Source organism: Nonomuraea ferruginea (assembly GCF_039540635.1).
Lineage (GTDB): Bacteria > Actinomycetota > Actinomycetes > Streptosporangiales > Streptosporangiaceae > Nonomuraea > Nonomuraea ferruginea.
Map to the genome: position 1 here is coordinate 70244 of NZ_BAABFD010000014.1, position 25580 is coordinate 95823.

The 25580-nt window shown below is 72.1% G+C and carries 19 protein-coding genes; 11 read left to right on the top strand and 8 right to left on the bottom strand.

All coding sequences use genetic code 11. The features are described 5' to 3' along the window. Window positions 1-22: 22 nt before the first annotated feature. Together ABD999_RS25730 and ABD999_RS25735 are read right to left on the bottom strand one after the other, a co-directional pair. Window positions 23-472 (bottom strand): RrF2 family transcriptional regulator, encoded by a 450-nt coding sequence (locus ABD999_RS25730; RefSeq protein WP_148033555.1) that lies wholly within the window; start codon window positions 470-472, stop codon window positions 23-25. 8 nt (window positions 473-480) lie between these two features. Next, entirely contained in the window at window positions 481-2433 is a 1953-nt protein-coding gene (locus ABD999_RS25735; protein WP_271278664.1) for an endonuclease/exonuclease/phosphatase family protein, read from the bottom strand. A 90-nt stretch (window positions 2434-2523) separates the two neighbouring features. On the opposite strand from ABD999_RS25735, the gene ABD999_RS25740 reads away from it, so the two are divergent. Continuing rightward, entirely contained in the window at window positions 2524-3705 is a 1182-nt protein-coding gene (locus ABD999_RS25740) for an ROK family transcriptional regulator (protein ID WP_148034846.1), read from the top strand. Window positions 3706-3720: 15 nt separating this feature from the next. Here the strand turns inward: ABD999_RS25740 and ABD999_RS25745 are convergent, their stop codons facing one another. Genes ABD999_RS25745 through ABD999_RS25760 form a run of 4 tightly spaced genes read right to left on the bottom strand, consistent with a single transcriptional unit; the run spans window position 3721 to window position 8414 of the window. After that, entirely contained in the window at window positions 3721-5166 is a 1446-nt protein-coding gene (locus ABD999_RS25745) for a glycoside hydrolase family 3 protein (RefSeq protein ID WP_271278663.1), read from the bottom strand. Window positions 5167-5226: 60 nt separating this feature from the next. Then, window positions 5227-6078, bottom strand: coding sequence for a carbohydrate ABC transporter permease (locus ABD999_RS25750; protein WP_148033552.1), 852 nt, complete (start codon window positions 6076-6078; stop codon window positions 5227-5229). Then, entirely contained in the window at window positions 6078-7082 is a 1005-nt protein-coding gene (locus ABD999_RS25755; protein WP_271278662.1) for a carbohydrate ABC transporter permease, read from the bottom strand. The genes ABD999_RS25750 and ABD999_RS25755 overlap by 1 nt, the downstream gene beginning before the upstream one ends. A gap of 6 nt (window positions 7083-7088) precedes the next feature. Continuing rightward, entirely contained in the window at window positions 7089-8414 is a 1326-nt protein-coding gene (locus tag ABD999_RS25760; RefSeq protein ID WP_148033550.1) for an extracellular solute-binding protein, read from the bottom strand. Between the two features lie 138 nt (window positions 8415-8552). Between ABD999_RS25760 and ABD999_RS25765 the strand changes: the two genes are divergently transcribed. From ABD999_RS25765 to ABD999_RS25775, 3 genes are all read left to right on the top strand, one after another. Next, window positions 8553-9698, top strand: a complete 1146-nt coding sequence (locus tag ABD999_RS25765) for an ROK family transcriptional regulator (RefSeq protein WP_271278671.1) — start codon at window positions 8553-8555, stop codon at window positions 9696-9698. Between the two features lie 23 nt (window positions 9699-9721). Beyond that, entirely contained in the window at window positions 9722-10378 is a 657-nt protein-coding gene (locus ABD999_RS25770; RefSeq protein WP_271278661.1) for a M15 family metallopeptidase, read from the top strand. Window positions 10379-10447: 69 nt separating this feature from the next. Then, window positions 10448-11533, top strand: a complete 1086-nt coding sequence (locus ABD999_RS25775; protein ID WP_148033548.1) for a carboxylate-amine ligase — start codon at window positions 10448-10450, stop codon at window positions 11531-11533. Window positions 11534-11537: 4 nt separating this feature from the next. Here ABD999_RS25775 and ABD999_RS25780 read toward each other — a convergent pair whose 3' ends face one another. After that, on the bottom strand, window positions 11538-16028 hold the full coding sequence (locus tag ABD999_RS25780) for an ATP-dependent helicase (RefSeq protein ID WP_425571067.1): 4491 nt from the start codon (window positions 16026-16028) through the stop codon (window positions 11538-11540). A gap of 86 nt (window positions 16029-16114) precedes the next feature. On the opposite strand from ABD999_RS25780, the gene ABD999_RS25785 reads away from it, so the two are divergent. Further along, the gene (locus ABD999_RS25785) at window positions 16115-16603 is read left to right on the top strand and encodes a VOC family protein (protein WP_148033547.1); all 489 of its coding nucleotides are present in this window, start codon (window positions 16115-16117) and stop codon (window positions 16601-16603) included. Between the two features lie 375 nt (window positions 16604-16978). Further along, window positions 16979-17173 (top strand): DUF3046 domain-containing protein, encoded by a 195-nt coding sequence (locus ABD999_RS25790; protein ID WP_148033546.1) that lies wholly within the window; start codon window positions 16979-16981, stop codon window positions 17171-17173. Here the strand turns inward: ABD999_RS25790 and ABD999_RS25795 are convergent. Then, a complete protein-coding gene (locus tag ABD999_RS25795) occupies window positions 17165-17431 on the bottom strand; it encodes a hypothetical protein (RefSeq protein WP_148033545.1) in 267 nt (88 codons plus the stop codon). The genes ABD999_RS25790 and ABD999_RS25795 overlap by 9 nt on opposite strands. Before the next feature lie 221 nt (window positions 17432-17652). Here ABD999_RS25795 and recA point away from each other — a divergent pair, with 221 nt between their 5' ends. The 5 genes from recA to rny all read left to right on the top strand — a co-directional run bounded on the left by recA (window position 17653) and on the right by rny (window position 25580). Further along, complete coding sequence (recA, locus tag ABD999_RS25800; RefSeq protein WP_148033544.1) at window positions 17653-18750, top strand: recombinase RecA; 1098 nt, start codon at window positions 17653-17655, stop codon at window positions 18748-18750. A gap of 2420 nt (window positions 18751-21170) precedes the next feature. Continuing rightward, complete coding sequence (gene recX / locus ABD999_RS25805) at window positions 21171-21647, top strand: recombination regulator RecX (RefSeq protein ID WP_333485739.1); 477 nt, start codon at window positions 21171-21173, stop codon at window positions 21645-21647. 217 nt (window positions 21648-21864) lie between these two features. After that, window positions 21865-22365: a SigE family RNA polymerase sigma factor gene (locus tag ABD999_RS25810; protein ID WP_271279534.1), complete on the top strand. Its 501-nt coding sequence runs from the start codon at window positions 21865-21867 to the stop codon at window positions 22363-22365. Further along, a complete protein-coding gene (locus tag ABD999_RS25815) occupies window positions 22362-23660 on the top strand; it encodes a TolB family protein (protein ID WP_271279535.1) in 1299 nt (432 codons plus the stop codon). Before ABD999_RS25810 ends, ABD999_RS25815 begins: the two co-directional genes overlap by 4 nt. Window positions 23661-23963: 303 nt before the next feature. Further along, the gene (gene rny / locus ABD999_RS25820) at window positions 23964-25580 is read left to right on the top strand and encodes a ribonuclease Y (RefSeq protein ID WP_246639587.1); all 1617 of its coding nucleotides are present in this window, start codon (window positions 23964-23966) and stop codon (window positions 25578-25580) included.

Below are 25580 nucleotides of genomic sequence, written 5' to 3' on the forward strand. Positions count from 1 at the left end.
CGACGGCGGCGCCGCGGGCCGGTCAGTCCCAGGCGGCGGGGTCGGCGGCGAGCTGGCTGACGCGGTCGGGCAGGCGGCCGGAGGCGACGTGCTCCAGCGTGACCTCTTCGAGGATGCCGCGCTCGGTCGCCCGCAGCGCGATCCACACCTGCTGCAGCGACTCGGCCGGGCCCCGGTAGCCGACGTGTTCGGGCCGCTCGCCCCGCACGTTGGCCAGCGGGCCGTCGACGGCCCTGATGACGTCGGCGAGCGAGATGTCGGCCGGCGGGCGGGCCAGCACATAGCCGCCCTCGGGCCCGCGCTGGCCGCGGACCAGCCCGGCGCGGCGCATCTGCAGGAGGATGTTCTCCAAGTACTTGGGCGGCATGTCCTGCTCCTTGGCGAGCTCGCCCACGGTGGTGGGGCCGGCACCGGCCGCGGCGAGTTCGGCGGCGGCGCGGAGGGCGTAGTCGACGCGAGCAGAAAGGCGCATGTTATCGATTATCCCTGTTGGTCAACACTGGTTAGACGCAAGGTGGCCACCACGGGCAGATGATCAGAGAACGGCACCCGCGGCGCCTCGGCGGATACGGCGGTCAGCCCGTCGCTGATCAGCACGTGGTCGATCCGCTCCGTGGGGGCGTCGGCGGGCGAGGTGGGCGGGTCGCCGAGCGCGAGCAGCGGGTCCGACAGCCCGGCCCCCTCCAGCACCCGCATCTCCGGGTCACCGGGCCGGATGTTCAGGTCCCCGGCCAGGATCACCGGCCTCATCGGGCTGTTGCCCACCCGCGAGCGCGGGCCCGCCTCGGCGGCGTCCCTCCCGGCGGCCAGGGCCCTGACCATGGCGGCGACCTCGGGCGCCTGCCCGGCCGGGGCCTGCAGGTGGGTGTTCACGATGCCGAGCTCGTCGGGCCCGACGCCCAGCACGATGGCCTGGGCCTGAGCGCCGGTCGGGTAGTCGTGCCCGCCCAGCCGATGGGAGTGGATGCCGCGTACGACCAGGTTGGTGAGCAGGGCGTCGCCCCACACGTTGTCGGCGGCCGGGGCGAAGTAGTAGCGCATGCCCAGGCCGCGGGCGATCCTCGCCAGGTCGTCGTGGCCGCCGTTCAGCAGCCAGCCCCGGTCCACCTCGCTGAGCAGCACCACGTCCGGCTTCTGGGCGGCGGTCCAGGCGGCGATGTCGTCCAGAGACAGCCGTCCGTCCAGGCCGAACCCCATCCGGATGTTGTAGGCGACCAGCTTGATCGTGTCTCCGCCCAGGGGACGGTTCGCGGGCGGCGGCCGCCAGCTGGTGGCCGCCACGAGCACCATGAGCGCCGCCGCCACCGCCACGGCCGGCCACACCCGCCGCCGCACCCGAGGACCCAGCGGCCGGGGCCGCCCCGGCCGCACGGCCACGACCGCCGCCACCACCGCGACCGTGACCGGCCAGACCTGGTTGGGTATGCCCAGGTCCAGGTCGTACGAGGCGTAGTAGCCGAAGGTCGCCACCAGGAACACCAGCCCGCCGCCGAGCACCGCGACCCCCTGCCGCCCGCCCGCCGGCCGTTGCGCCGAGGCGGCGAGCACCGGGCCCGTCCACAGCAGCACCATGGCGCCGCTCAGCCCCAGCCCTGTGGACCCGGACGACGGGAGCAGCAGCAACACCGTGAAGCACACCAGCAGCACGGCCGCGGCGGCGTCGAAGGCGGGGGAGTGCGACACCCGCGACGCCAGCACCGTCGCCGCCACCAGCGCCGCCACCTGAAGGAGCGCGTCCCAGCCGATCACGCTCGGCCCGACGGCCGCCTTCGCGTAGCCGGTGGCCGCCATCCCGGCGAGCAGCAGCACCGGCCCGACCAGGAACCAGGTCCCGGCAGGCGCGAGCCCGCCGTCGCCACCCGCCCGGGCTGAGGTGTCACCAGCCGGGTCGGCGCCTTCCGTGCGGGCTGGGGTGTCAGCATCCGTGCGGGCCGGGTCGGCGCCCGCTGTACGGGTCAGCACCAGGAACGCGGCGCACAGCCCCAGCACCGCCGCCCACGCCAGGAGCCCGGATCGCCACACCAGGTCCACCCCGTCGAGCAGCAGGTGGCCGAGCACCGAGCAGGCCACTCCGCCGATGATCCCCACCGGCGCCGCCGCCCGGGTCGTCGTCCGCGCGCATCCGTACAGGAAGACCAGGCCGGCGCTCACCCCGGCCGAGGCCACGTACAACTGCGAGACGCCGGCCTGCAGGAGCACGCGGGCCAGCACCAGCGCGACCGCGCCGCCCAGCACGGCCCAGCGCGGCTTCAGCCGCAGCGCCAGGAACGGGAGCACGAACCAGGCGGCCGCGTAGAGGCCCATCAGCTCCGGAGCCGTCGACCCGGCCCGTCCGAACAGCGTGATCAACGACGGGAGGAACACCCGCAGCACGTCGAGGAAGAGGACGACGCCGATCGCCAGGAGAGCGACCTGGTGGCGGAGGGAGAGCATGAGCAATCCTCGCGTTCACCTGCATCGATAAGCAAGGGTGGGAGCGCTAAACTTGCAACAACCTTTTCGATTGTGACGGTGGGATTCAGCGTGGAGCGACGGCCTGGTGTGCCCAGACTGCTCAGGGAGATCAACGACCGGGCCGCTCTGGAGCTGCTGCTGGCCTCCGGGCCGATGACCCGCGGCCAGATCGGCGAGCTGACCGGCCTGTCCAAGGTGACCGCCTCCCAGACGCTGGCCCGGCTGGAGGAACGCGGGCTGGTCGAGGTGGTCGGCGCGCAGGCCGGGGGGCGCGGCCCCAACGCGGCGCTCTACTCCGTCATCCCCTCCAGCGCCTACGTCGCCGGGCTGGAGGTCGGTCCCGGGCTGATCTCCACGGCGGTCGCCGACATCCACGGCCGCACGATCTCCCAGGTCACCGTCGATCCCGACAGTCACCCCGACCCGGTCGCCGCCGTGCACGACGCGATCACCAAGGCCTGCCGGAGCGCCAAGGTCGGCCTGGGCAGGCTGCGCGGCGTCGTCATCGGCACTCCCGGCGTGGTCGACCCGCGCAGCGGCGACGTGCGCTTCTCCTTCGACCTGCCGGGCTGGCACGAAGGCATCCACGAGGCCCTGGCGGGCGACCTCAAGCGCGAGGTGACGATCGAGAACGACGTCAACCTCGCCGCCATCGCCGAGCGGGCCGACGGCGCCGCGCGGGGCATCGACGACTTCGTGCTGCTGTGGTCCAGCCGAGGCCTGGGCATGGCGGTGATGCTCGGCGGCCGGCTCCACCGCGGCCGCTCGGGCAGCGCGGGCGAGATCGGCTACCTGCCCGTGCCGGGCGTGCCGCTGCCGGAGGACATCCGCACCGCGCCGGGACGGCTGCCGTCGCTGGCGGGCGGCCTGCAGTCGCTGGTCAGCGCGGAGGCGGTGGCGGAGCTGGCGCAGGGGTACGGGTTCGCGGCCGACAGCGCCGGCCAGTGCGTCCAGGTGGCGGTGGCGGCCGGGGCCGAGGGCGAGCCCCTGCTCGACGAGATAGCCCGCAGGCTCGCCCTGGGCGTGGCGGCCGTCTGCGTGATCCTCGATCCCGGCCTGGTGGTGCTGGCGGGGGAGGTCGGTCACGCCGGGGGAGAGGCGCTCACCTCGCGGGTGGAGGAGGCGGTGGCCCGCGTCTGCCCGGTCCGCCCGCAGGTGGTCACCACCGCCGTCACCGACCCGAACCCGGTGCTGCGCGGCGCCGTGCTCGCCGCGCTCGACCAGGCCCGCCAGGAGCTCCTCACGTCCTGACCGGCGGCCGGTGGCTCAGGTCCCGGCGAGCAGTTCCGCCGCGGCCTGCGCGTTCGCCCTGGCCGCACCGTACGTGGCGAGGTAGGCGGCCGTGTCCGGGCGCCAGACCGGCAGCCCCATCTCGACCACCGTCGCGTCCGGCCGGGCGGCCACCAGCGCGGAGACCAGCGCACGGCTGTCCGGGTGGCGGTGCGCGTCCCTGACCACCACGACCAGCGACCGGTCCGCGGCCTTGGCCAGCAGCGCCGGCACGTCGGCCGAGCCGGGGGCGAGCCGCAGGACCTCCGCCTCCGGCAGCCAGCGCCCGAGCCCCCACGGCACGTCGCCCACGGCGATGGTCGGCGGCGTGTCCACCTCCACCACCAGCGGTTGCGACAGCGGCGCCGGCTCGCCGGCCAGCCGCACGGCGCGGCGGGCGGCGCGCAGCCCGACCCCGTTCCGCTCGGGCAGGGTGCGCCCCGGCGCGCCGAACCAGGCACGCAGCGCCTCCACCCGGGCCGCCGCCTCCTCCAGCCTGGCCGGCGGCAGCGTTCCCTCGTCCACGGCGGCCACGATCGCGTCGATCACCTCGCGCACCTCGTCGTGGCCGGGTATCGGCCCGAGGCAGAGCAGGTCGGCGCCGGCGGCCAGCGAACGCACCGCGCCGCCTGCCAGTCCGACGCTCTTGGTGATCGCGTGCATGTCGAGCGCGTCGGAGATCACCACGCCGTCGTAGCCGAGCTCGCCCCGCAGCAGGCCGGTGAGCGCGGCGGGTGACAGCGTCGCGGGCGTGCCGCCGGTCAGCGCGGGCACGGACACGTGCGCCGTCATGATCGACTTGGTGCCCGCTTCGATGGCCGCGCGGAACGGCGCCAGCTCCCGCTCGCGCAGCACCTCCGGGGTGACGTCCACGACCGGGATGGCCAGGTGCGAGTCGACGCGGGTGGCGCCGTGGCCGGGGAAGTGCTTGACGCAGGCCGCGACCCCCGCCGCCTGCAGGCCCTCGACGGCGGCCACCGTGTGCCGGGCGACCAGTCCGGGCTCGTCGCCGAACGCCCGGGTGCCGATGACCGGGTTGTCCGCCTCGGAGTTCACGTCGGCGTCCGGCGCCATGTCCAGGTTGATCCCGCAGGCGGCCAGTTCCGCGCCGATCGCCCGGTAGACCTGCCGGGTCAGCTCGGCGTCGTCCACCGCGCCGAGCGCCGCGTTCCCCGGGTACGGGCTGCCCTCGTGGTAGGCCAGCCGGGTGACGTCGCCGCCCTCCTCGTCCAGCGAGACGACCGGCTCGCCGCCCGCTTCCCGCAGCGCCGCGGTGAGCGCGGCGGGCGGCTCGTGGCCGTCGACGTTGAAGCCGAAGAGCGTGACGCCGCCCAGCCCTCGCTCCAGCTCGCGCAGCACCCAGCCCGGCGGCGTGGTGCCCTGGAAGGCGACGAGCAACGTACCGGCCGCGAGGCGGCGCAGCCCCCGATCACTACGACTCATGGCTCCTCATCAGATGGAAAACGGGCAGCCTCGGATACGGGGAGGCGCCCGTGGTGTCGATCAGCCCTTGACGGCGCCGGCCATGAGGCCGGTCACCATGCGGCGCTGCACGATCATGAAGAAGATGACGACCGGGATGGTCATCATCGTGGAGCTGGCCATGATGGCGCCCCAGTCCGTGCCCTTGTGGCCGAAGAAGTACTGCAGGGCCACGGGCATCGTGTAGCCGGTGGACTCGCTCATCAGCACCAGAGCGAAGATGAGCTCGTTCCACGCGGTGATGAAGGAGAAGATGCTGGTCGCCACCAGGCCCGGCGCGACCAGCGGGAAGAGCACCCGCCAGAACGTCACGAACCTGGACGCCCCGTCGATCCAGGCCGCCTCCTCCAGCGACTTCGGCACCGCGGCCACGAACGTGCGCAGCATCCAGATGCCGAAGGGCAGGGTCAGCCCCACGTTGACCAGGATCAGACCGGCGAGGTGGTCGTACAGGCCGAGTGTCTTGACCTGCAGGAACAGCGGGATGAGCAGCGCCTCGGCCGGGATCATCTGCGCGATCAGCAGCAGGAACAGGAAGCCGGTGCGGCCCTTGAACCGGAACCGGGCCACCGCCGTCGCCGCCAGCAGCGAGAAGACCGCCCCGATGAGCACGGTGCCGAGCGCCACGACCGCGCTGTTGCCCATGTAGACCCAGATCGAGTTGCCCGCCACGCCCTCGGTCAGCACCCGGTGCAGGTGTTCGAAGGTGAAATGGGTGGGGAACGGGATGAACTCGGTGGTGAAGATCTGGTCGTTGGCCTTGAAGGCGGTCGACACCATCCAGTAGACGGGGAAGACCGCGAACAGGAACACCAGGAGGGCCGTGGCGTTCAGTGCCACCTTGCCCAGGCGCTTCCTGGCCAGCGGGCTCATCACAACTCCTCCTGCTTGACCAGTTGCCGGATGTACACGGCGGTGACGACCAGCAGGAGGACCGTCAGCACCAGCGCGATCGCCGAGCCCGTGCCCATCTTCTGCGGCGCCTTGAACGCCTCGGTGTAGGAGTACATGGACAGGTTGAACGCCTCACGGTTCGTCGGCCCGCTCATGAGCACGTACAACTGGCTGAAGACCTTGAAGTCCCAGATGATCGACAGTACGGTCAGCACCGCGAACACCGGCTTGAGCAGCGGGAACGTGATCTGCCAGAACGTGCGCCAGCCGGTCGCCCCGTCCACCCGCGCGGCCTCGTACAGGTCGGAGGGGATGCCCTTGAGCCCGGCCAGCACCGACACCGCGATGAACGGGAAGGACGCCCACACCACCGTGATGATCAGCACCATGTAGACGGACCAGGCGTCGTTGAGCCACGGCTCGCCGGTCCAGTCGGCGCGGCCGAAGACCAGCGTGGACAGCCAGTCGGGCAGCAGGTTCAGCGCCCAGTTGATCATTCCGGCCTCGGCGTCGAACAGCCACCGCCAGATGATGCCCTGCGCCACCGGCGGCACGGCCCACGCGCACATGATGCCGATCACCAGGAACGTGGACATCTTCTTGCCGAGCTTGCTGAGCAGCACTCCCACGGCGGTGCCCAGCACCAGCGTCATGGTGACCGCGATGACCGCGAACACGACCGTGTTGCGCAGCGAGTCCCAGAAGATCTGGCTCTCGAAGATGCGGGTGAAGTTGTCGGTGCCGACCCACTCGGCCGGCCGCCGCCCGCTGATCTGCGGCAGGCCCACCTTCTGGAAGGCGATGATCGCCACCTGGACCATCGGGTAGAGCAGCAGCGCCGCGATGACCAGCAGGCCGGGGATCAGCAGGACGTACGGGATGGACCAGACGGGCAGGCCCTTGCCCCTGCCCCTGCGGGACGGGCCCCGGCCCGGGGCGGAGGCGTGCCTGCCGCCCCGGGCGAGTGTCGGCGTGTTCGTCATGGCCTGTCAGGACTGGTTGAGGATGTCTTCGAGCTCGGTGTTGGCCGCCGCCAGCGCCTCGTCGGCGGTGGCCTTGCCCTCGATCACCTGGCGCGCGGCGTTCTGCAGCACGGCCTTGGTCTCGTTGGCCTCGGTCCAGTTCGGGTCCGCGGGGAAGGCCTTGGCCTTGGCGAACGCGGCCGCGAACGGCGCCTGCGCCGGGTCCTCGGCCAGCTTGGCGAGCGCCTCCGGGTAGACCGGCAGCAGGCCGCCCTCGGTGGCGTACCGGACGCCCCAGTCCTTGTTGGTCGCCATCTTCACGAACTCCTTGGCCGCCTCGGGCTCCTTGGCGGTGCCCCACACGGCGATGTCGTTGCCGCCCAGGAAGGCCTGGGCCTCACCGCCGTCCTTGCTCGGCAGGGGGAAGAACGCGAGCTTGTCGCCCTTGAGCTTGCCCTTGCTCTCCTCCTCGATCGTGGCGAGGTCCCACGACGCGGTCAGGTACATGCCGACCTTGCCGTTGGAGAAGCGGGTGCGGATGTCCGAGCTGTTCTGGGTGAGCCGCGACTTGCTGGACAGGCCGTCCGTCACCAGGGACGTGTACTGCTCGAAACCGGCCTTGAAGGCGGGGTCGGTCAGCTTGCCGACCCACTTGTCGCCCTCCTTGACCGCGTACTCGCCGCCCGAGGTCCAGGCCAGCGAGCCGAGCAGGTGGTTGGCGTCGGAGCCGCCGTTGAAGGCGAAGCCGTCGACGTCCGAGCCCTTCTCCGCCTGGACCTTCTTGGCCGCGGCCACGAGCTCGTCCCAGGACTTCGGGACCTCGATCTTGAGCTCCTCGAACCAGTCCTTGCGGTAGAGCACCGCGCGGGTGCCGCCGCCCCACGGCACGGCGTACGTCTCGCCGTCGATGGTCTCCATGCCCATCAGGTTCTTCGGGATCCCGGCCTGGTCGCCGGAGCCGACGATGTCGGTGACCGGGGCGAGCGCCTCCTGGCTCACCCAGAGCGGGACCTGGTCGTTGCCGATCTCGGTGACGTCGGGGCCGGCGCCTCCGGCCGCGGCGGCGGTGAACTTGTCGTTCACCTGGGGCCACGGGATCCACTCGACCTTCACGCTGGCGCCGGTCTCCTGCTGGAAGGCGGCCACCAGCTCATCGGTGTACTTCTGCGCGTCGGGGTTGCTGTCACCGAGGCGCCAGAGCGTGAGCTCCTTGCCCGCGAACGCGGGGCCGCTAGCCTCGGCGGTGCTCGCCGCGCTGGGCTCCGCGGGCGCCTCACCGCCGCCACAGGCGGCCACGCCCAGGGCCAGGGCGGCCGTGGTGACCGTAGTGGCTGTGATCTTCGCGATCCTCACAGGGTTCTCCCTTCCCGGGTGCTGGCCTACGGTCCGCACCAGGCTGATCGTCAATGCCGAACGACAGGTGTTAAACTAACAAGAAACTTTCTTAAAAAAAACCGTCTGTTAGCCGATCGTGACGAGAGGGGCATGAAGATGAGCCGGAACCCCGGGACGCCTCGGCTGCTGCGCAGGCTGAACGACCGCTCCGCGCTCGAACTCCTCCTCGCCGAGGGCCCCCTCACCAGGGCCGAACTCGGAGAACGTACCGGATTGTCCAAGGTCACCGCAGGTCAGCTGCTCGCCAGGCTGGAGGACAGGGGCCTGGTGGAGGTGGCAGGGGAACGCGCCGGCGGCAGGGGACCCAACGCCGCACTTTACGGCGTACGACCCTCCAGCGCCTACGTCGCCGGGCTGGAGGTGCTGCCCGAGAGCGTCACCGTCGGCGTGGCCGACATCACAGGCCGGACCGTGGTCGAGGTCACGGTCAACCCGTTCGACGGCGACCCGGTCCGTACGGTCCAGGCCGCGGTCGAGCGGGCCTGCGCCGTCGCCGACGTCAGCCTGTCGCGGCTGCGCGCCTTCGTCATCGGCACCAGGGGCATGGTCGACCCGCGCACCGGCGACGTCCGCTTCTCACTCGACCTGCCCACCTGGCACGTCGGCGTGCTGGCAGGGCTGCGCCGCAGCCTCGGCGCCTCCGTCACCATCGAGAACGACGTCAACCTGGTCGCCCTCGCCGAGCACCGCTACGGTGCCGCCGCCGGCGTCGACGACTTCGTGGTCATGTGGGCCGGCGTCGGCCAGGGCCTCGGCGTCATGCTCGGTGGCCGGCTGCACCGCGGCATCACCGGCGGCGCGGGCGAGATCGGCTGGCTGCCCGTGCCCGGCGAGCCGCTGCCCTCCGACGTCAAGCACCCCAACTCCGGGTCCTTCCAGCGTCTCGTCGGCACCGCCGCACTCCAGAACCTGGCCGGCACCTACCAGGTGCCCGGCGCGGGCGTACCCGACCAGGTGCGCAACGGCGGCGACGACTACCTCGACGAGCTCGCCGACCGGCTCGCCGTCGGCGCGGCCGCCGTCTCCGTCGTCCTCGATCCCGGCTTGATCGTGCTCAGCGGCGACATCGGCCGCGCGGGCGGCGCCGGGCTGGCCGCCAAGGTCCAGGACGCCGTCGCCCGCATCTGCCCCGCGCCGCCCCGCGTCGCCGCCGGCGGGGTCCCCGGTAACCCGGTGCTCCGCGGTGCCCTGGTGGCCGCTCTCGAACAGGCCCGCGAACAGGTGTTCTCCGACACCGTCTGACACGTGTGTGAGAATCACTGCACATGTGGCAGCCACCGAGTGACATCGTGCTCATCTCCCATCCCCGCGTGGCGGCGATCCCGGTGCAGGACAACGGCGAGCCCCTGGCCGACGCGCGCGGCCGGCTCCGGGTCGACACCCGGCTCGCCGACGCCGCCGGCGCCTACGCCCACCTGCGGGCCGGGCTGCTGGCCAGGCTCGAACGGGCCGAGCGGCTCCTGCCCGGCGGATACCACCTGATGATCGTCGAGGGCTACCGGCCCGTCGCCACCCAGCGCCGCTACTTCGAGGAATACCGCGACGAGCTGCGCGCGGCCTTCCCCGCCATGTCCGAGCAGGAGGCGCACGTCGCCGCCAGCCGCTACGTCTCCCCGGTCGAGGTCGCCCCGCACACCGCCGGCGCCGCCGTCGACCTCACCCTCTGCGACCCCGACGGCGCCGAGTACGACATGGGCACCCAGGTCAACGACAACCCCGAGGAGAGCGACGGCGCCTGCTACACCGCCGCCCCGCACATCTCCGCCGACGCCCGCGCCCACCGCAAGCTCCTGGCCGCGGCCCTGGAGCCCGCCGGGCTGGTCAACTACCCCACCGAGTGGTGGCACTGGTCCCACGGCGACCGCTACTGGGCCCTGACCACCGGCGCCCCCGCCGCTTGCTACGGGCCAGTAAGCATGTAGCGATTCCGGAAGGCGGCAGGCGGGCACAAATCGTGCGGAGGCTCCCCCGACTTCCTGCGAGGTGTGGGCATGGTTCCGCTGATCGGGATCGAAGAGGAGTACCTCGTCGTCGATCCGTACACCCGCCACGTCACCCCACGTGCGGCCGACGTCCTCGCCGCCGCCACGGACGTGCTCGACGTGGCCCACGAGATCACCAGGTTCCAGGTGGAGGCCCGCAGCGCGCCCTCCGCCGACCTGGCCGAGCTCGGCGCCCAGTTGCGGGCCGCGCGCAAGGAGGTCGCCGGGGCCGCCCGCTCGTGCGGGCTCGCCGTCGTCGCCAGCGGCATCCCGGTGCTCGGCAACGTCATGACGCCGCCGCTCAGCGACGACGCCCGCTACGAGCAGGGCCGCAGCCTCTACAGGGCGCTGCAGGACGAGATCAGCATCTGCGCCCTGCACGTGCACGTCGACGTGCCGGACGAGGAGCACGCCGTCTACGTCGGCAACCACCTGCGGCCCTGGCTGCCCACGCTGATCGCGCTGGCCGCCAACTCGCCGTTCTTCGTCGGCCGCGACACCGGCTACGCCTCCTGGCGGGTGATCAGCTGGGGCCGGTGGCCCGTCTCCGGGGCGCCCCCGTACTTCCCCACCTTCGGCGACTACGAGCTGGCCGTGCGCGCGCTCGCCGAGTCGGGCGCCCTCATGGACCCGAAGACCGTCTTCTGGGACGCCCGGCCCTCACCCCGGCTGCCCACGGTCGAGGTGCGGGTGGCTGACGTGCCGCTCGACGTGAACGACAGCCTCACCATCATCGGGCTGGTGCGCGGCCTCGTCGTCAGGGCGCTGGCCGACGTGGCCCGCGGCGACCGCGGCCTGCCGATCCCGTCGGAGGTGGTGCGCGCCGCCTACTGGCGTGCCGCCCGCGACGGGCTCACCGGCGACAGCCTCGACGTCCGCCACGGCACGCTCGTGCCCGCCCCGCTGATGGCCCGCCGCCTCCTGGCCCACGTGAGCGACGCCCTGTCGGAGGCCGGCGACCTGCCCTACGTCGAGGACGGGCTGGAACGCCTGCTCGACAAGGGCTCCGGCGCCGAACGGCAGCGCCGCGTGCACGCCCGCGAGCAGGACCTCACCGAGGTGGTCGACGACCTCATCGAGGCCACCGTCGCCTGACGCCCTACGCACGCAGCCGGAGACCGCGCGGGGTGGGGTGGAAACCGGCTTCTTCCAAGGCGGCCCCCAGCGGCGAGTCGACGATCGGCTCGCCGTCGGCCCGCTCCACCGTCAGCTTGCCCAGCACGCCGTCGCGTACGGCCAGCGCCAGCGCGTCGACGGCGGGCCGCAGCCGGTCGTCGTCGGCGAACGACAGCAGCGTCTTGCCGCCCCGCTCGACGTAGAGCACCAGCCGCCCGTCGACCAGCACCACCAGCGCCCCGGCCTTCCTGCCCGGTTTGTGGGCCACCTCGCCGGGATGCGCCGGCCAGGGCAGCGCCGCCCCGTAGGGGTTGGCCGGATCGGCCGCGGCCAGCACCACGGCCCGGCGCTCCTCCCCGGGCGGGCCGTCGGGGGAGGAGGGCGCCATCGCGCGCATCCGGTCGACCGCCCCAGGCAGCGCGAACTGGGCCCCGCCGAGCCCTTCGACGAAGTAGCCGCGCCGGCACCGCCCGCTCTCCTCGTAGGCGCGCAGCACCTGGTAGACCGGCGAGAACCCGCCCGGCAGCCGCTCGGCGGTGACCGCCCCGCGCGTCACCACGCCGTGCCGCTCCAGCAGCACCTCCGCCTGCGCCTGCGCCCGCAGCGTCGCTTCGGCGGCCGGCTCCGGCAGCAGCCACCAGCGCCCCGCCACCGTGGGCGGCCCGCTGCGGCTCGGCAGCACCGCCCGCCGCCTGCGGGTCGCCGGCCGGTGGGCGGGCCGACCCGAGCCGAGCGCGGCCCGCATCGGCGCCAGCGTGTCGCCCGACACCCGCCCCGCCCACACCAGGTCCCACAGCGCCGTCGCCACCGCCTGGTCGTCGAGCAGCCCCAGCCGGTCGGCGAGCTGACGGAAGAACAGCGCGCCGCCCCCGCTCAGCTCCTCAAGGATGCGCTCGTGCACCGGCGTCACCGTGATCTCGCCCGCCTCCGGGAGCAGCAGCGGCGCGGTGTCGGCGAAGTAGAGGGCCACCCAGCCGTCGCCGCCCGGCAGCGACCCCTGCCCGGCCCACACCACCTCGCCGGCCGCGGTCAGCTCGTCGAGCAGCCCCGGGTGGTAGCCGGGCACCCGCGACGGCAGCACCAGCGTCTCCAGCGCCGAGGCCGGCACCGCCGCGCCCTGCAGCAGCTCGATGGCGCGGACGAGGGAGTCCATGGCCCGCGCGCCGCCTTCCCGCCCGCCGCGCGGGCCGCCGGTGATGCCGTGCCAGGCCGGGGTGAACACCGCGAGCGTCTCCGGCGGGACAGGCTCCACCTCTTTGCGCAGCCGCGCCAGCGACCTGCGGCGCAGCATCCGCAGCACGCCCGCGTCGCACCACTCCTCGCCCCGCCCGCCCGGCCGGAACTCGCCGTTGACCACCCGCCCGGACACGGCCAGCCTGCGCAGCGCGTCGGCCACCACGGCCACGCCGAGCCCGAACCGGCCGGCCGCGGTCGAGGCGTGGAACGGGCCCCGGGTGCGGGCGTGGCGGGCCAGCAGGTCGGCCAGGGGGTCGGCCACCGGCTCCAGGAACGCGTGCGGCACCCCCACCGGCAGCGGCGTCCCCAGCGCGTCGCGCATCCTGGCGGCGTCCTCGACCGCCGCCCACTGCTCCTCGCCCGCGACGCGCACCCTGATCGCCCGCCGCGCCCGCTCCAGCTCCTCCAGCCAGGCCGGGTCGCCGCCGCGCACGCTCACGTCGGGCGCCAGCAGCGGCCCGTGGGAGCGCAGCAGGTCGGCCAGGGCCTCCACGTCACGCAGCGGCCGATCGAGCCTGGCGAGCTCACGCTCGGTGTCGGAGATCACGTCAGGGTCGAGCAGCTCGCGCAGATCGGCCTGGCCCAGCAACTCGGCCAGCAGCGACGTGTCCAGCGCCAGCGCCTGCGCGCGCCGCTCGGCCAGCGGCGCGTCTCCCTCGTACATGAACGCGCCCACGTAGTGGAACAGCAGCGAGGCCGCGAACGGCGACGCCTGCCCCGTCTCCACCTCGACCACCCGCACCCGCCGGGCCGCGATGTCGCGCATCAGCTCGACCAGCCCCGGCACGTCGAAGACGTCCTGCAGGCACTCGCGCATCGTCTCCAGCACGATCGGGAACGACGCGTATCGTGAGGCGACCCCGAGCAGGTGGGCGGCCCGCTGGCGCTGCTGCCACAGCGGGCTGCGCCTTCCCGGCACGCGGCGCGGCAGCAGCAGCGCGCGCCCCGCGCACTCGCGGAACCGGGACGCGAACAGCGCCGACCCGCCCAGCTCCTCCGTCACGATCTGCTCGATCTCCTCGGCGTCGAACGCCGCCACGTCGGACGGCGGCTCGGCCAGGGTGTCGGGGATGCGCAGCACCACGCCGTCGTCGGAGTGGACCGCCTGCACGTCGACGCCGTAGCGCTCGCGCAGCCGCCGGTTGATGGCCAGCGCCCACGGGGCGTGCACCCGCGCGCCGTAAGGAGAGTGGATCACCACCCGCCAGTCGCCCAGCTCGTCGTGGAACCGCTCCACCACCAGCGTCTTGTCGTCGGGCACGTAACCCGTGGCCGCGCGCTGCTCGCGCAGGTAGGACAGTAGGTTTCCGGCGGCGTAGGAGTCGAGCCCGGCCTCGCGCAGCCGCTCCGGCGAGTCGTCCTTGGCCTGCTCGCGCAGGAACGCGCCGATGGCCCGGCCCAGCTCGGCAGGGCGGCCGGGAGTGTCGCCGTGCCAGAACGGCAGCTTGCCCGGCTGGCCGGGAGCGGGCGAGACCAGCACCCGGTCGGCGGTGATGTCCTCGATCCGCCACGACGACGCGCCCAGCACGAACACGTCGCCCACCCGCGACTCGTAGACCATCTCCTCGTCGAGCTCGCCCACCCGCGAGGCCCGCTCGCCGACCAGGAACACGCCGAACAGGCCCCGGTCGGGGATCGTGCCGCCGTTGGTGACGGCCAGCCGCTGCGCGCCGGGCCGGCCCCGCAGCGTGCCCGTCACCCGGTCCCACACGACGCGCGGGCGCAGCTCGGCGAACTCCTCGCTCGGGTAGCGGCCCGCGAGCATGTCGAGCGTCGCCTCCAGCGCGCTCCTGGGCAGGGTCGCGTACGGGGCCGCGCGCCTGATCACGGTCTCCAGCTCCTCGACGGTCCACTCGTCGAGCGCCGTCATCGCCACGATCTGCTGGGCCAGCACGTCGAGCGGGTTGCGCGGATAGCGGAGCTCCTCGATCAGGCCGCTCTTCATGCGCTCGGCCACCACGGCCGTCTGCACCAGGTCGCCGCGGTACTTGGGGAAGATCACGCCCTTGGACACCGCGCCCACCTGGTGACCGGCCCGGCCGATGCGCTGCAGCCCGCTCGCCACGCTCGGCGGCGCCTCCACGCACGCCACCAGGTCGACCGCGCCCATGTCGATGCCCAGCTCCAGGCTGGAGGTGGCGACCACGGCGGGCAGCCGCCCCGACTTGAGCGCCTCCTCGATCTGCGCCCGCTCCTGCTTGGACACCGAGCCGTGATGGGCGCGCACGACCTCAGGGCCGACGCCCTTGCTCGCCCCGGCCTGCGCCATCATCTCGGCCGGCGGGCGGTCCCACACCGACAGGTCGACCTCGCCCCCGCGGCGGGCGAGCGCCAGCTCGTTGAGACGGGTGCAGAGCCGCTCGGCCAGCCGCCGCGAGTTGGCGAACACGATCGTCGAGTCATGGGCCGCGATCAGGTCGAACAGCCGCTCTTCGACATGCGGCCAGATCGACCGGGTGGCCGGGTCGGGCGCGAACTCCTCCGCCTCGGCGGCGCGCGGGCCCCCCTCCACCTCGGTCATGTCCTCGACCGGGACGACCACCTCGACCTCGATGCGCTTGTCGGCCGGCGGCTGCACCACCGTCGCCGCCCGCGGACCGCCGAGGAACGCCGCGACCTCGCTCACCGGCCGCACCGTCGCCGACAGGCCGATCCGCTGGGCGGGCCGCTCCAGCAGCGCGTCGAGCCGCTCCAGCGTCAGCGCCAGGTGGGCGCCCCGCTTGGTCGCGGCCACCGCGTGCACCTCGTCGACGATCACCGTCTCCACGCCGCGCAGCGCCTCCCGCGCCTGGCTGGTCAGCAGCAGGAACAGCGACTCGGGTGTGGTGATGAGGATGTCGGACGGCTTGGCGGCGAACCTCCTGCGGTCCTCGGCGGGGGTGTCGCCGGAACGGATCGCCACCGAGATCTCCGGCACCGGCAGCCCCAGCCGCCGCGCCGTCTGCTTCAGCCCCGCCAGCGGAGCGCGCAGGTTTCGCTCGACGTCGACGGCCAGCGCCTTCAGCGGCGACACGTACACCACCCGCGTGCCCTTCGCGGGCGGCTCGGCCGCCAGCCGGTCGAGCGACCACAGGAAGGCCGCCAGCGTCTTGCCGGACCCGGTCGGCGCCACGACCAGCGTGTTGTCACCGCGGGCGATCGACTCCCACGCGCCATCCTGGGCGGCGGTGGGCGCGGCGAAAGCCCCGGAGAACCAGCTGCTGGTCACCTTGCTGAAGCGGTCGAGCGAGCTCACCAGCACATACTGCCTCGCGCCACCGACAGAAAACGCATTGCGGCCGCGCCGCGTGATTGAGCGGGCGCGCGGGCGGACATACACCGACCGTGACCATCGACCACGCGGCCGTCGAGGCCCGCCGCGAGGAGATCAGGCGGCGCTACCTCTTAGCGCGCCGGCCCTCGTCCAGCGCGCGCGGCCTGCACCACATCGCCCTGTTGTCGTCGGACGTGGAACGCACCGTCAAGTTCTACCAGGAGCTGCTGGAGTTCCCGCTGACGGAGATCTTCGAGAACCGCGACTACAAGGGTTCGAGCCACTTCTTCTTCGACCTCGGCAACGGCAACCTGCTGGCCTTCTTCGACCTCCCCGGCCTCGACCTCGGCCCTTACCAGGAGGTGCTCGGCGGCCTCCACCACATCGCGATCTCCGTCGACCCCGCCACCTGGGAGCGGCTGCGCGGGAAGCTGGAGATGGCCGGCGTGCCGCACCAGATCGAGAGCGGCGCCTCCATCTACTTCAAGGACCCCGACGGCGCCCGGCTGGAGCTGCTCGCCGACCATCTCGGTGAGATGTACGGCGCGCGCGTGCTGTGACGCCGTGACCTAACGCCGCGACGCGCGGCGCGTGCGCGGACGGCCCGCCCGCGGCTCCTGCCGGATCCCGGCATGCCGCTCGGACCTCTCCGCCTTCTCCTTCCGTACGGCCTCGCGCCGCAATGACAGTAAGTGGCGGCGCTTCGCCCTGTTGGCCTTGGCCTTGACTGACTTGGGGGGTGAGGGTTTCGCGGTCTTCGCCATCAGAGTCGCGCGGAGGGGGACCGCCTGCCTCAGCCGGCGGGGGGATCCGCGCTTCCTCCCTTCCGGGTCTCCGGCACATGCCGATGCCGTGGTTCGAAGGCGGGTGATACGCAGGTCGTTCACGTTCCCGTTGCGTCCTACCCACTCCCGGGGCCGATCCATACTTGAGTGATGCGCCTGACTGAGTTCTGGAGAAGGATGCGCCTGCACTTCGGCGACACCTACGCCGAGTCGTGGGCGCGTGACTACGTGATCGCGCCGCTCGGCGGGCGCACCGTGGTGCAGGCGCTGGCCGACGGCGAGAGCGCCAAGACCGTCTGGCGGGCCGTCTGCCAGGTCGAGGACGTCTCCCCGCGGCTACGCTGAGCCCAGCGTCTCCCTCAGAGCGCGCGCCGTGCGATCGAGGTCGTCGGCGCCGCCCGTGCCGCCGGGCGCCCACAGAAACAGCCAGCCCCGCTCCGACGGCGTGGCGAAGACCAGGGTCTGCCTGCTCGTGTGCGGATGCCACACCCACAACAGCGGCTCCTCCTCGCCCACCATCCGGCTCACCAGCCCGTGGCGAGGGAGCACCTCGGCGAGGCCCTGCAGATGAGCGCGCCGTTCGCTGGTGTACGAGCTCGCCACGTGGTCACCTCCTGCCCTCTTCCCAGGAGTCTCCCCAGGCTGCGGGAACGCATCCGGGCGCGGGCGGACTTCCTCGCGGACGTGCGTGTGATCGAACAGCCGTTCGGCTACGATGGGCTCGCCGGGCCACGTCTTCCACGACCGCTTCCGGGAAAATGTCGGTGGCAGACCGTAGCTTTCACTCGACTGATTCCGACCACAACCCTCAAGAGGGAGCTCCCATGGCTATCAACGACCGCGAGAAGGCCCTCGAGACCGCCCTCGCCCAGATCGAGCGGCAGTTCGGCAAGGGTTCCGTCATGCGCCTCGGCGATGACGCCCGAGCCCCCATCGAGGTGATCCCGACCGGGTCGATCTCCCTCGACGTCGCGCTCGGCATCGGCGGCCTGCCGCGCGGCAGGATCGTCGAGATCTACGGTCCGGAGTCCTCCGGCAAGACCACCATCGCGCTGCACGCGGTGGCCAACGCGCAGCGGGCCGGCGGCATCGCGGCGTTCATCGACGCCGAGCACGCCCTCGACCCCGAATACGCCAAGAAGCTCGGCGTCGACACCGACGCCCTGCTGGTCTCCCAGCCCGACACCGGCGAGCAGGCGCTGGAGATCGCCGACATGCTGATCAGGTCCGGCGCCGTCGACATCATCGTCATCGACTCGGTGGCCGCCCTGGTGCCCAAGGCCGAGATCGAGGGCGAGATGGGTGACAGCCACGTCGGCCTCCAGGCCCGCCTGATGTCCCAGGCCCTGCGCAAGGTCGCGGGCGCGCTCAGCAGCACCGGCACCACCGCCATCTTCATCAACCAGCTCCGCGAGAAGATCGGCGTGATGTTCGGCAGCCCCGAGACCACGACCGGTGGCAAGGCGCTCAAGTTCTACGCCTCGGTCCGCCTCGACATCCGCCGCATCGAGACCCTCAAGGACGGCACCGAAGCGGTCGGCAACCGGACCCGCGTCAAGGTGGTCAAGAACAAGATGGCCCCGCCCTTCCGGGTGGCCGACTTCGACATCCTCTACGGGGTGGGCGTCTCCCGCGAGGGCGGCCTCATCGACATGGGCGTCGAGCACGGCTTCGTCCGCAAGTCCGGCGCCTGGTACACCTACGAGGGCGACCAGCTTGGCCAGGGCAAGGAGAACGCGCGCAACTTCCTGCGCAACCACCCCGACATGGCCAACGAGATCGAGAAGAAGATCAAGGACAAGCTGGGTGTGGGCCCGCGCCTCGACGAGCCCGCCGAGGCCCCCGCGCCTCCCGCGCCCGCCAAGGCGCCCGCCGCCTCCGGCCGCGGCTCCAAGTCCACGCCGAAGCCTGGTGACGTCTGATCGGTCGGCGCATGAGTGACACGGATCCGGCGCCCCACGACCGGGGCGCCCCGGCCTCATCCCGCCGCAAACCCCGGCGCTCCTCATCCGAGGGCGCCCCACCCGGCGGGCGCCACCCTTTCTTCGGCGGCCGCGCCCCGGGGGAGCAGCCGCCGCCTGAAGACACCTGGTGGACACGGCCCGCGGGCGAACCCCAGCAAAGCCACCCCTTCTGGGGCGATCCGACCCCTGCTGAGGGTGAATCCGGGAAGCGGGCCGGTGAAGAGCTGTCCCTGGAGGGGCGGGCGGCTGGTGGTTTCTCCGTGCGGGAGCGGGCCGCTGAGGAGGTGTCCCAGGAGGGGCGACAGGCCGCGGTGGGGTGGTCTGCGGGCAACTCCTCCGTGCGGGGGCAGGTTGGTGACGATCTGTCCCTGGAGGGGCGGGCAGGTCGAGCGGCGGGCGGCTTCTCCGTACGGGAGCGGGCCGCCGAGGAGGCTTCCCCGGAGGCGCCACGGGACGATCCGGCCGCTGCGGGGCAGTCTGAGGGCAACTCCTCCGTACGGGGACAGGTTGGTGAAGAGCTGTCCCCGGAAGAGCGACGGGACGATCGGGACGCTTCGGGGCAGCCTGGGGGAAACTTCTTCGTACGGGGGCAGGTTGGTGAAGAGCTGTCCGTGGAGAGGCGCGGAGTGGGGCGGTCTGAAGCTGTCCGCGAGCAGGCGCCCATGGGGTTGTCCCCAGAGGAGTTCCGGCGGGATCCGGATACGGCGGGGCGACCTGTGGATGGATCCTTCACGTCGGAGGGGGTTGACGAGGGGCCGTCCTCGGAGGCGCGGCGGGAGTCTCTAGTGTCCGAGGGGGGCTCTCTGGAGGCTCAGCCGGGGGGAGGGCGGGCGGTCTCCCGGGAGGATCTTTCCGTGCCTGGCTTCACATCGGGAGCCGTCAGCGGATCTTCCGCAGCGGAGCCGGGTGACGGACTTACTAGTGGGGCTCGGGCCGATGGTGATTCGGGCGCGGAGTCTGACGGTCCTTCCAGTGAGGCTCGGGACGATGGTGTTGCCCGCGGGGAGTCTGACGGTCCTTTCAGCGAGGCTCGGGGCGATGGTGCTTCCCGTGATGAACGGTCCGACGGCTCTTCCGATGTGGTGCGGGTCGATGGTGCTTTCAGCGGGGTGCGGGCCGATGGTGGTTCAGGTGAGGAACGGTCTGACGGTCCTTTAAGCGAGGCTCGGGGCGATGGTGCTTCCCGTGATGAACGGTCCGACGGCTCTTCCGATGTGGTGCGGGTCGATGGTCCTTACAACCCGGTAAGGGCCGATGATGCTTTCGATCGGGTGCGGGCTGATGGTGCTTCGTCTGGGGAACGGGCCGGTGGCGGTGCTGCTGCTGAAAGACGAGGCGGCGGTGGGCGCTCGGGCGGGGAGCGGGCCGGTTCGGTTTTCCGGCGAGGCGATGGGTTGACTGATCAGGGGGTTTCGAGGAAGAGGTCTTCTCCGGCGACGAGTGGTGGGAGCGGTGGTTGGCCTTCGCCTGAAGAGTGGCGCGAGCAGCGCCGTCGTCAGCGGGAATCCGTTGTGAACTCCGATGACATGCTTCCTCCCCCCGCAGGCTCCGACGCTGCAGCCGCTGACCCCCGGACTGCGTTCCACGATGAGGAGGCCGACCGGGACGATGCGGATTCGCATGACACGCCGCAGGTCACGTCCGGGATGAGCGGCACGTCCGTCGTGAGCGCCTCGCGGCCTGGGCAGACCGCAGAGGAGGAGAGGCCCGACGGAGGTGGGGAGTCCTCTCTTTCTCCAGACGCTGCCCTCGATGGGCAGGGCGGTGACGCGGCGGCTTCCCACACCGCGTCCGATGGGATGCCAGGCCGTGGCACGGCGTCAGCTGAGCCGCTGGGCAGCGGTGCGATTCCGGCGGGGGATGCCTCTGGTGAGGCGTTGAGCGGTGGTGCGGTCACGCTGGAGGATGCGTCCGGTGAGGCGACGGGCGGCGGTGCAGTTCTGTCGGGGGATGCCTCTGGTGAGGCGTTGAGAGGTGGTGCGGTCCCGCTGGAGGATGCCTCGGGTGAGGTGTCGGATGGTGGTGCGGCGTCGGTAGGGGATGGTGAGGTGCCGGGCGACGCGGTGTCGGCGGATGGGGGAATCAGGGCTCCGGGCGGGGCATCGGACAGGGGGACCTGGGCTTCTGTGGGGGTGTCGGACGCAGGGACCGGGACTTCTGCCGGGGTGTCGGATGCAGGGACCGGAACTCGTGTGGGGGAGTCGGCTGCGGGCACGGAGTTCTGGGCGACGCCGGGGGTGGAGCCGGGTTCCGGGGAGAAGGCGAAGAAGGGGCGTAAGGGGAGGCGGTCCGGGCGGAAGGCCGGGCGTGGGTGGTCGGCTGATGGGCCGGATGCCGGTTCGGGAGCGGCGGCGGCGCCGCCGGCCGATCCTGAGGCGGTGGCGCGGGCGATCTGCCTGCGGCTGCTCACCATGGCGCCCAAGACGCGGGCGCAACTGGCCGAGGCGATGCGGAAGCGGGAGGTGCCCGACGAGGTGGCGGAGTCGGTGCTCGACCGGTTCACCGAGCTGGGGCTCATCAACGACGAGGCGTTCGCCGAGGCCTGGGTCGACTCCCGGCACCATGGCCGGGGCCTGGCCAAGCGGGCTCTGGCCAACGAGTTGCGGCATCGCGGGGTCGACCAAGAGACGGTGAAGGACGCCGTCGAGCGGCTCGATCCGGATCAGGAGGAGGAGACCGCCCGGCGCCTCGTGGAGCGGAAGCTGCCCTCCACTCGCTCCCTGGACTCCAAGGTCCGCACCCGCCGCCTGGCCGGCATGCTCGCGAGAAAGGGCTATCCGCCGGGGCTGTCGTTCCGGGTGATCCGGGAAGCTCTGGAGCAGGAGGGCGTCGAGGTCGAGGACGAGTACCCGTAGGCCGGTGGTGCGTCGAGGTCGCGTATTCGTGGCCCTGGCGGCGGATGACCTCGGCGAAGGTGGTCTCCGGCAGTGGTACAGGTCCTGGGCGGGGGCTGGAGCCCGGCAGGGTTTCTTGCGTGGCCCCGTACCGAGTCGCCGGGAGATTCGTCGCGGTTCAACGAATTCACCTGTGTGGCCGTCTGGAGAGGGAGGCTACGAAGAAGGTGAAGATCATTTGGACGACGAGTCGTGGTTCGCGGAGTTCGTCGCTGAGCGGGCCGACGCGTTGCTGCGTTACGGGTACGTGCTCAGCGGCAACCCGCACGATGCGGCCGACCTGACGCAGGAGGCCCTCATCAGGCTGCACCGGGCCTGGCCGAGGGTGCGGCGGAAGCAGGACCCGGAGAGCTACACGCGGGTGATCATGGCCAGGCTGCACATCAGCGTCTGGCGGTTACGCCGGCGGGAGCAGCTGGCGTGGGATCCGCCGGAGGAGTCGTACGTGGACGCGCCACCGTCCGATGGCGAGCACGGGCTGTGGCGGGCGCTGGAAGGGCTGCCGCGTAAGCAGCGGGTGGTGCTGGTGCTGCGCTACTACGAGCAGCTGACCGACGCGGAGATCGCCCGGGTGCTGGGGATCTCGCAGGGGACGGTGCGCAGTCACGCCTCGCTCGGCTTGGGCAAGTTGCGGGCCGTCGTGGCCCGATCCGCATCGGCGAACGGGAGGTCGTCATGAGCACGGAGCTGGAGGACGGCCTCCGCCGGGCGCTGGGTAAGGCCGCGGAGCGCGCGCCGCGCGCGCCGTCCGATCTGTGGGGGCGGATGGTGACGCGGTCGCGGAAGCGGCGGGCGCGGGGGCATGCGCTGATCGCGGCCGTGGCGGTGGTGGTGATCGCGGGCGGTGTCGGGGCGGTGGTACGGGGTGCCGGGAACGACTCCGGCCCGGCGTCGGGGCGGTCGGAAATCGAGATCACGGGGGATGCCGGGGAGCCAGAGGCGACGTCCGGCGGGCCGTTCCAGGGGGACCGGTCCGGGGAGTCCGAGGCGACGCCAAGCGGGCCGCTGGAGAGGGATCGGCAGCCGCCGGCGAAGATCCCGCCCGCTCTGGAGAAGGTCTGGCCGGACGCGGTGTGGCGGATCCCGGACAAGCTTCCGAACGGCCGCGAGTATCACCCGCGGGCGTTCATCGACGACCACACCATCCTGGTGGAGACCTGGGCCGGTCACGAGCAGGCCAACGCTATCTACGCCTACGACGTCGAGACCCGGAAGGCCCGCAAGATCACGGATATCCGCACCTCCATGGGCAAGCACGCCGACGGCTTCCAGGTGGTCGGCGACCGCGTCTACTTCGAGGCGTTCGGCGACAGCGGCGCCTCCCGGTTCTGGTGGGTGCCCCTCCGAGGCGGCGAGCCGCGGGAGATCCGCATGACGGAGACGATCCGCGGCCGGTCCGACGCCTTCGCCGTGGCGGGTGACCGGCTGGCCTTCTCGCTGGGAGCGAACGGCGGCGTCTACACCGTCCCCATCAGGGGCGGCGCCCCCACGCCGGTGCCGGGAGCGGAGCGGCACCACATCCTGCGCTGGCCGTGGGTGGGCACGCCGGGCGAGTACACGCCGGACAACGAGCCCAGCTTCCAGCGGCTGCTCAACGCCGAGACGGGCGAGACGAGCACGGCCGTCGTCCATCCGGGCGAGCAGTACGTCCGTTGCGGGGTGACCCACTGCGCGGGCATCCGCCGGGACCGCAGCGGCTTCCACCGGCTGCGCGACGGCTCGGACGAACGCGACCTGCCGCCGGGGGCCCACGCGGAGCTGGCCGCCGACCGGTTCACGACCGGACCTCTGGCCCGGTTCACGGACGGGCAGGTTCTGTACGACGTGCGGACCGGCAGGTCGGCGCACCTGGAGCACGCGCCCAGCGAGGAAGGAGGCGTCAGCGTCGTCCGGCTCAGGTCCGCCCAGGGCCCGCTCGTCGCTCACCGGTTGCCCGGCGAATATCAGATCGTCAACCTGGACCGGATGGACTGACGAGGGAAGACGGGGGTGTCGGGTAAGACACGCTTGGTAAGTCGTTTGCTTGCTCGTGACCTGTTCGACGCATAACCTCGACGGCAGTGAGGAGTTACTCCGCGCAGTGCGGATTGCCATACCGGTGAACGACGGACGAGCGAGTTTGGTTGATCGAGGCGGACGAGGTGCCGGCTGTTGCGGTCGGCACGAGGTCGGCCTGTGCTTGATAGCTGTCCCGGGGCTTTCCGTGCCGCGCCCGTGACCCTCCCGTGCGAGGGCCGCGTTTGTGGGTGTTGACGACGCGAGGAGGGCGGGGCGTACATGGGGCCGCTTGTCGTGGTGCTGTCGGTGGCGGTGCTCGTACTGACCTGCGGGATGATGGCAGCCCTCTTCATCGTCGTCAGGCGCACCTCGGGAGGCGTCCCGAGAGGCGCCAAGCCCACGCCGGAGCAGTTGGAGGCCGTGCACGACGAGCTGGAGCAGGCTCGTACCGAGGCGGGCCAGATCCGCGACAGGGCCGAGTCCGACGCCGAGGAGATCCTGCGCAGGTCCGAGGCGGCGGCGGAGAGCGCGGCGCAGATGCGGCGGGAGGTCGAGGAGGAGAGCCGGATCCTGAAGTCGGAGCTCAAGGAGCTCCGCACCGACCTGGAGCGCAGGGAGCAGCGGCTGGCCGAGCGGGAGCAGCGGCTCGACGAGGAGGCCAGGCGGCAGGCCGAGCGCGACCGCAAGCTCGCCGAGACGGAGATCGAGCTGGCCGACCGGCGGGCCGAGCTGCTGAAGGTGGAGGAGGAGCGGCGGGTCATCCTGGAACGGGTGGCCGGGCTGACCGGCGAGCAGGCCAGGGCCGAGCTGGTGCGCGACATCGAACACCAGGCCAAGCGCGAGGCGGCGCTGATCGTACGGGAGATCGAGGGCGAGGCGCGCCGCGAGGGCGAGAAGCGCGCCACCAAGATCGTGACGCTGGCGGTGCAGCGGATGGCGACCGAGCAGACCGCGGAGTCGGTCGTCAGCGTGCTGCACCTGCCGGGCGACGAGATGAAGGGCCGCATCATCGGCCGCGAGGGCCGCAACATCCGGGCGTTCGAGTCGACCACCGGCGTCAACCTGATCATCGACGACACCCCAGAAGCGGTGCTTCTGTCGTGTTTCGACCCGGTCCGCAGGGAGACGGCGCGGCTCACGCTGGAGAAGCTGGTGCTCGACGGCCGGATCCACCCGCAGCGCATCGAGGAGGCGCACGACCGCAGCCGCGCCGAGGTGCAGGAACTGTGCGCCCGCGCCGGCGAGGACGCGCTGGTCGAGCTGGGCCTCACCGACATGCACCCGGAGCTGGTGCTGCTGCTCGGCCAGCTCCGCTACCGCACCTCCTACGGACAGAACGTGCTCAAGCACCTCATCGAGTCCGCCCACATCGCCGGCATCATGGCCGCCGAGCTCAAGCTCGACCAGACGCTGATGAAGCGCTGCGCGCTGCTGCACGACATCGGCAAGGCGCTCACCCACGAGGTGGAGGGCAGCCACGCGCTGATCGGCGCGGAGATCGCGCGCCGCTACGGCGAGCAGGAGGACGTGGTGCACGCCATCGAGGCGCACCACAACGAGGTGGAGGTGCGCACCGTCGAGGCGGTGCTCACCCAGGCGGCCGACGCCATCAGCGGCAGCCGTCCCGGCGCCCGCCGCGAGTCGCTGGAGGCGTACGTGAAGCGGCTGGAGCGGCTGGAGGAGATCGCGCAGTCCTACGACGGCGTGGAGAAGGTCTTCGCCATGCAGGCCGGGCGGGAGATCCGGGTGATGGTCAAGCCGGACGCGATCGACGACATCCAGGCGCAGGTGATCGCCCGCGACGTGGCCAAGCAGGTGGAGGAGGAGCTCACCTATCCGGGGCAGATCCGGATCACGGTGGTGCGGGAGTCGCGGGCGACCGAGTTCGCGCGCTGA

What these genes read in the sequence shown, in the direction of transcription:
- ABD999_RS25745 (WP_271278663.1), bottom strand. Translation starts at nt 5,166, where the DNA reads ATGAGTCGTAGTGATCGGGGGCTGCGCCGCCTCGCGGCCGGTACGTTG.
- ABD999_RS25790 (WP_148033546.1), top strand. Translation starts at nt 16,979, where the DNA reads ATGCGCCTGACTGAGTTCTGGAGAAGGATGCGCCTGCACTTCGGCGAC.
- ABD999_RS25765 (WP_271278671.1), top strand. Translation starts at nt 8,553, where the DNA reads ATGAGCCGGAACCCCGGGACGCCTCGGCTGCTGCGCAGGCTGAACGAC.
- recA (WP_148033544.1), top strand. Translation starts at nt 17,653, where the DNA reads ATGGCTATCAACGACCGCGAGAAGGCCCTCGAGACCGCCCTCGCCCAG.
- ABD999_RS25775 (WP_148033548.1), top strand. Translation starts at nt 10,448, where the DNA reads ATGGTTCCGCTGATCGGGATCGAAGAGGAGTACCTCGTCGTCGATCCG.
- ABD999_RS25755 (WP_271278662.1), bottom strand. Translation starts at nt 7,082, where the DNA reads ATGACGAACACGCCGACACTCGCCCGGGGCGGCAGGCACGCCTCCGCC.
- ABD999_RS25730 (WP_148033555.1), bottom strand. Translation starts at nt 472, where the DNA reads ATGCGCCTTTCTGCTCGCGTCGACTACGCCCTCCGCGCCGCCGCCGAA.
- rny (WP_246639587.1), top strand. Translation starts at nt 23,964, where the DNA reads ATGGGGCCGCTTGTCGTGGTGCTGTCGGTGGCGGTGCTCGTACTGACC.
- ABD999_RS25750 (WP_148033552.1), bottom strand. Translation starts at nt 6,078, where the DNA reads ATGAGCCCGCTGGCCAGGAAGCGCCTGGGCAAGGTGGCACTGAACGCC.
- ABD999_RS25770 (WP_271278661.1), top strand. Translation starts at nt 9,722, where the DNA reads ATGTGGCAGCCACCGAGTGACATCGTGCTCATCTCCCATCCCCGCGTG.
- ABD999_RS25735 (WP_271278664.1), bottom strand. Translation starts at nt 2,433, where the DNA reads ATGCTCTCCCTCCGCCACCAGGTCGCTCTCCTGGCGATCGGCGTCGTC.
- ABD999_RS25815 (WP_271279535.1), top strand. Translation starts at nt 22,362, where the DNA reads ATGAGCACGGAGCTGGAGGACGGCCTCCGCCGGGCGCTGGGTAAGGCC.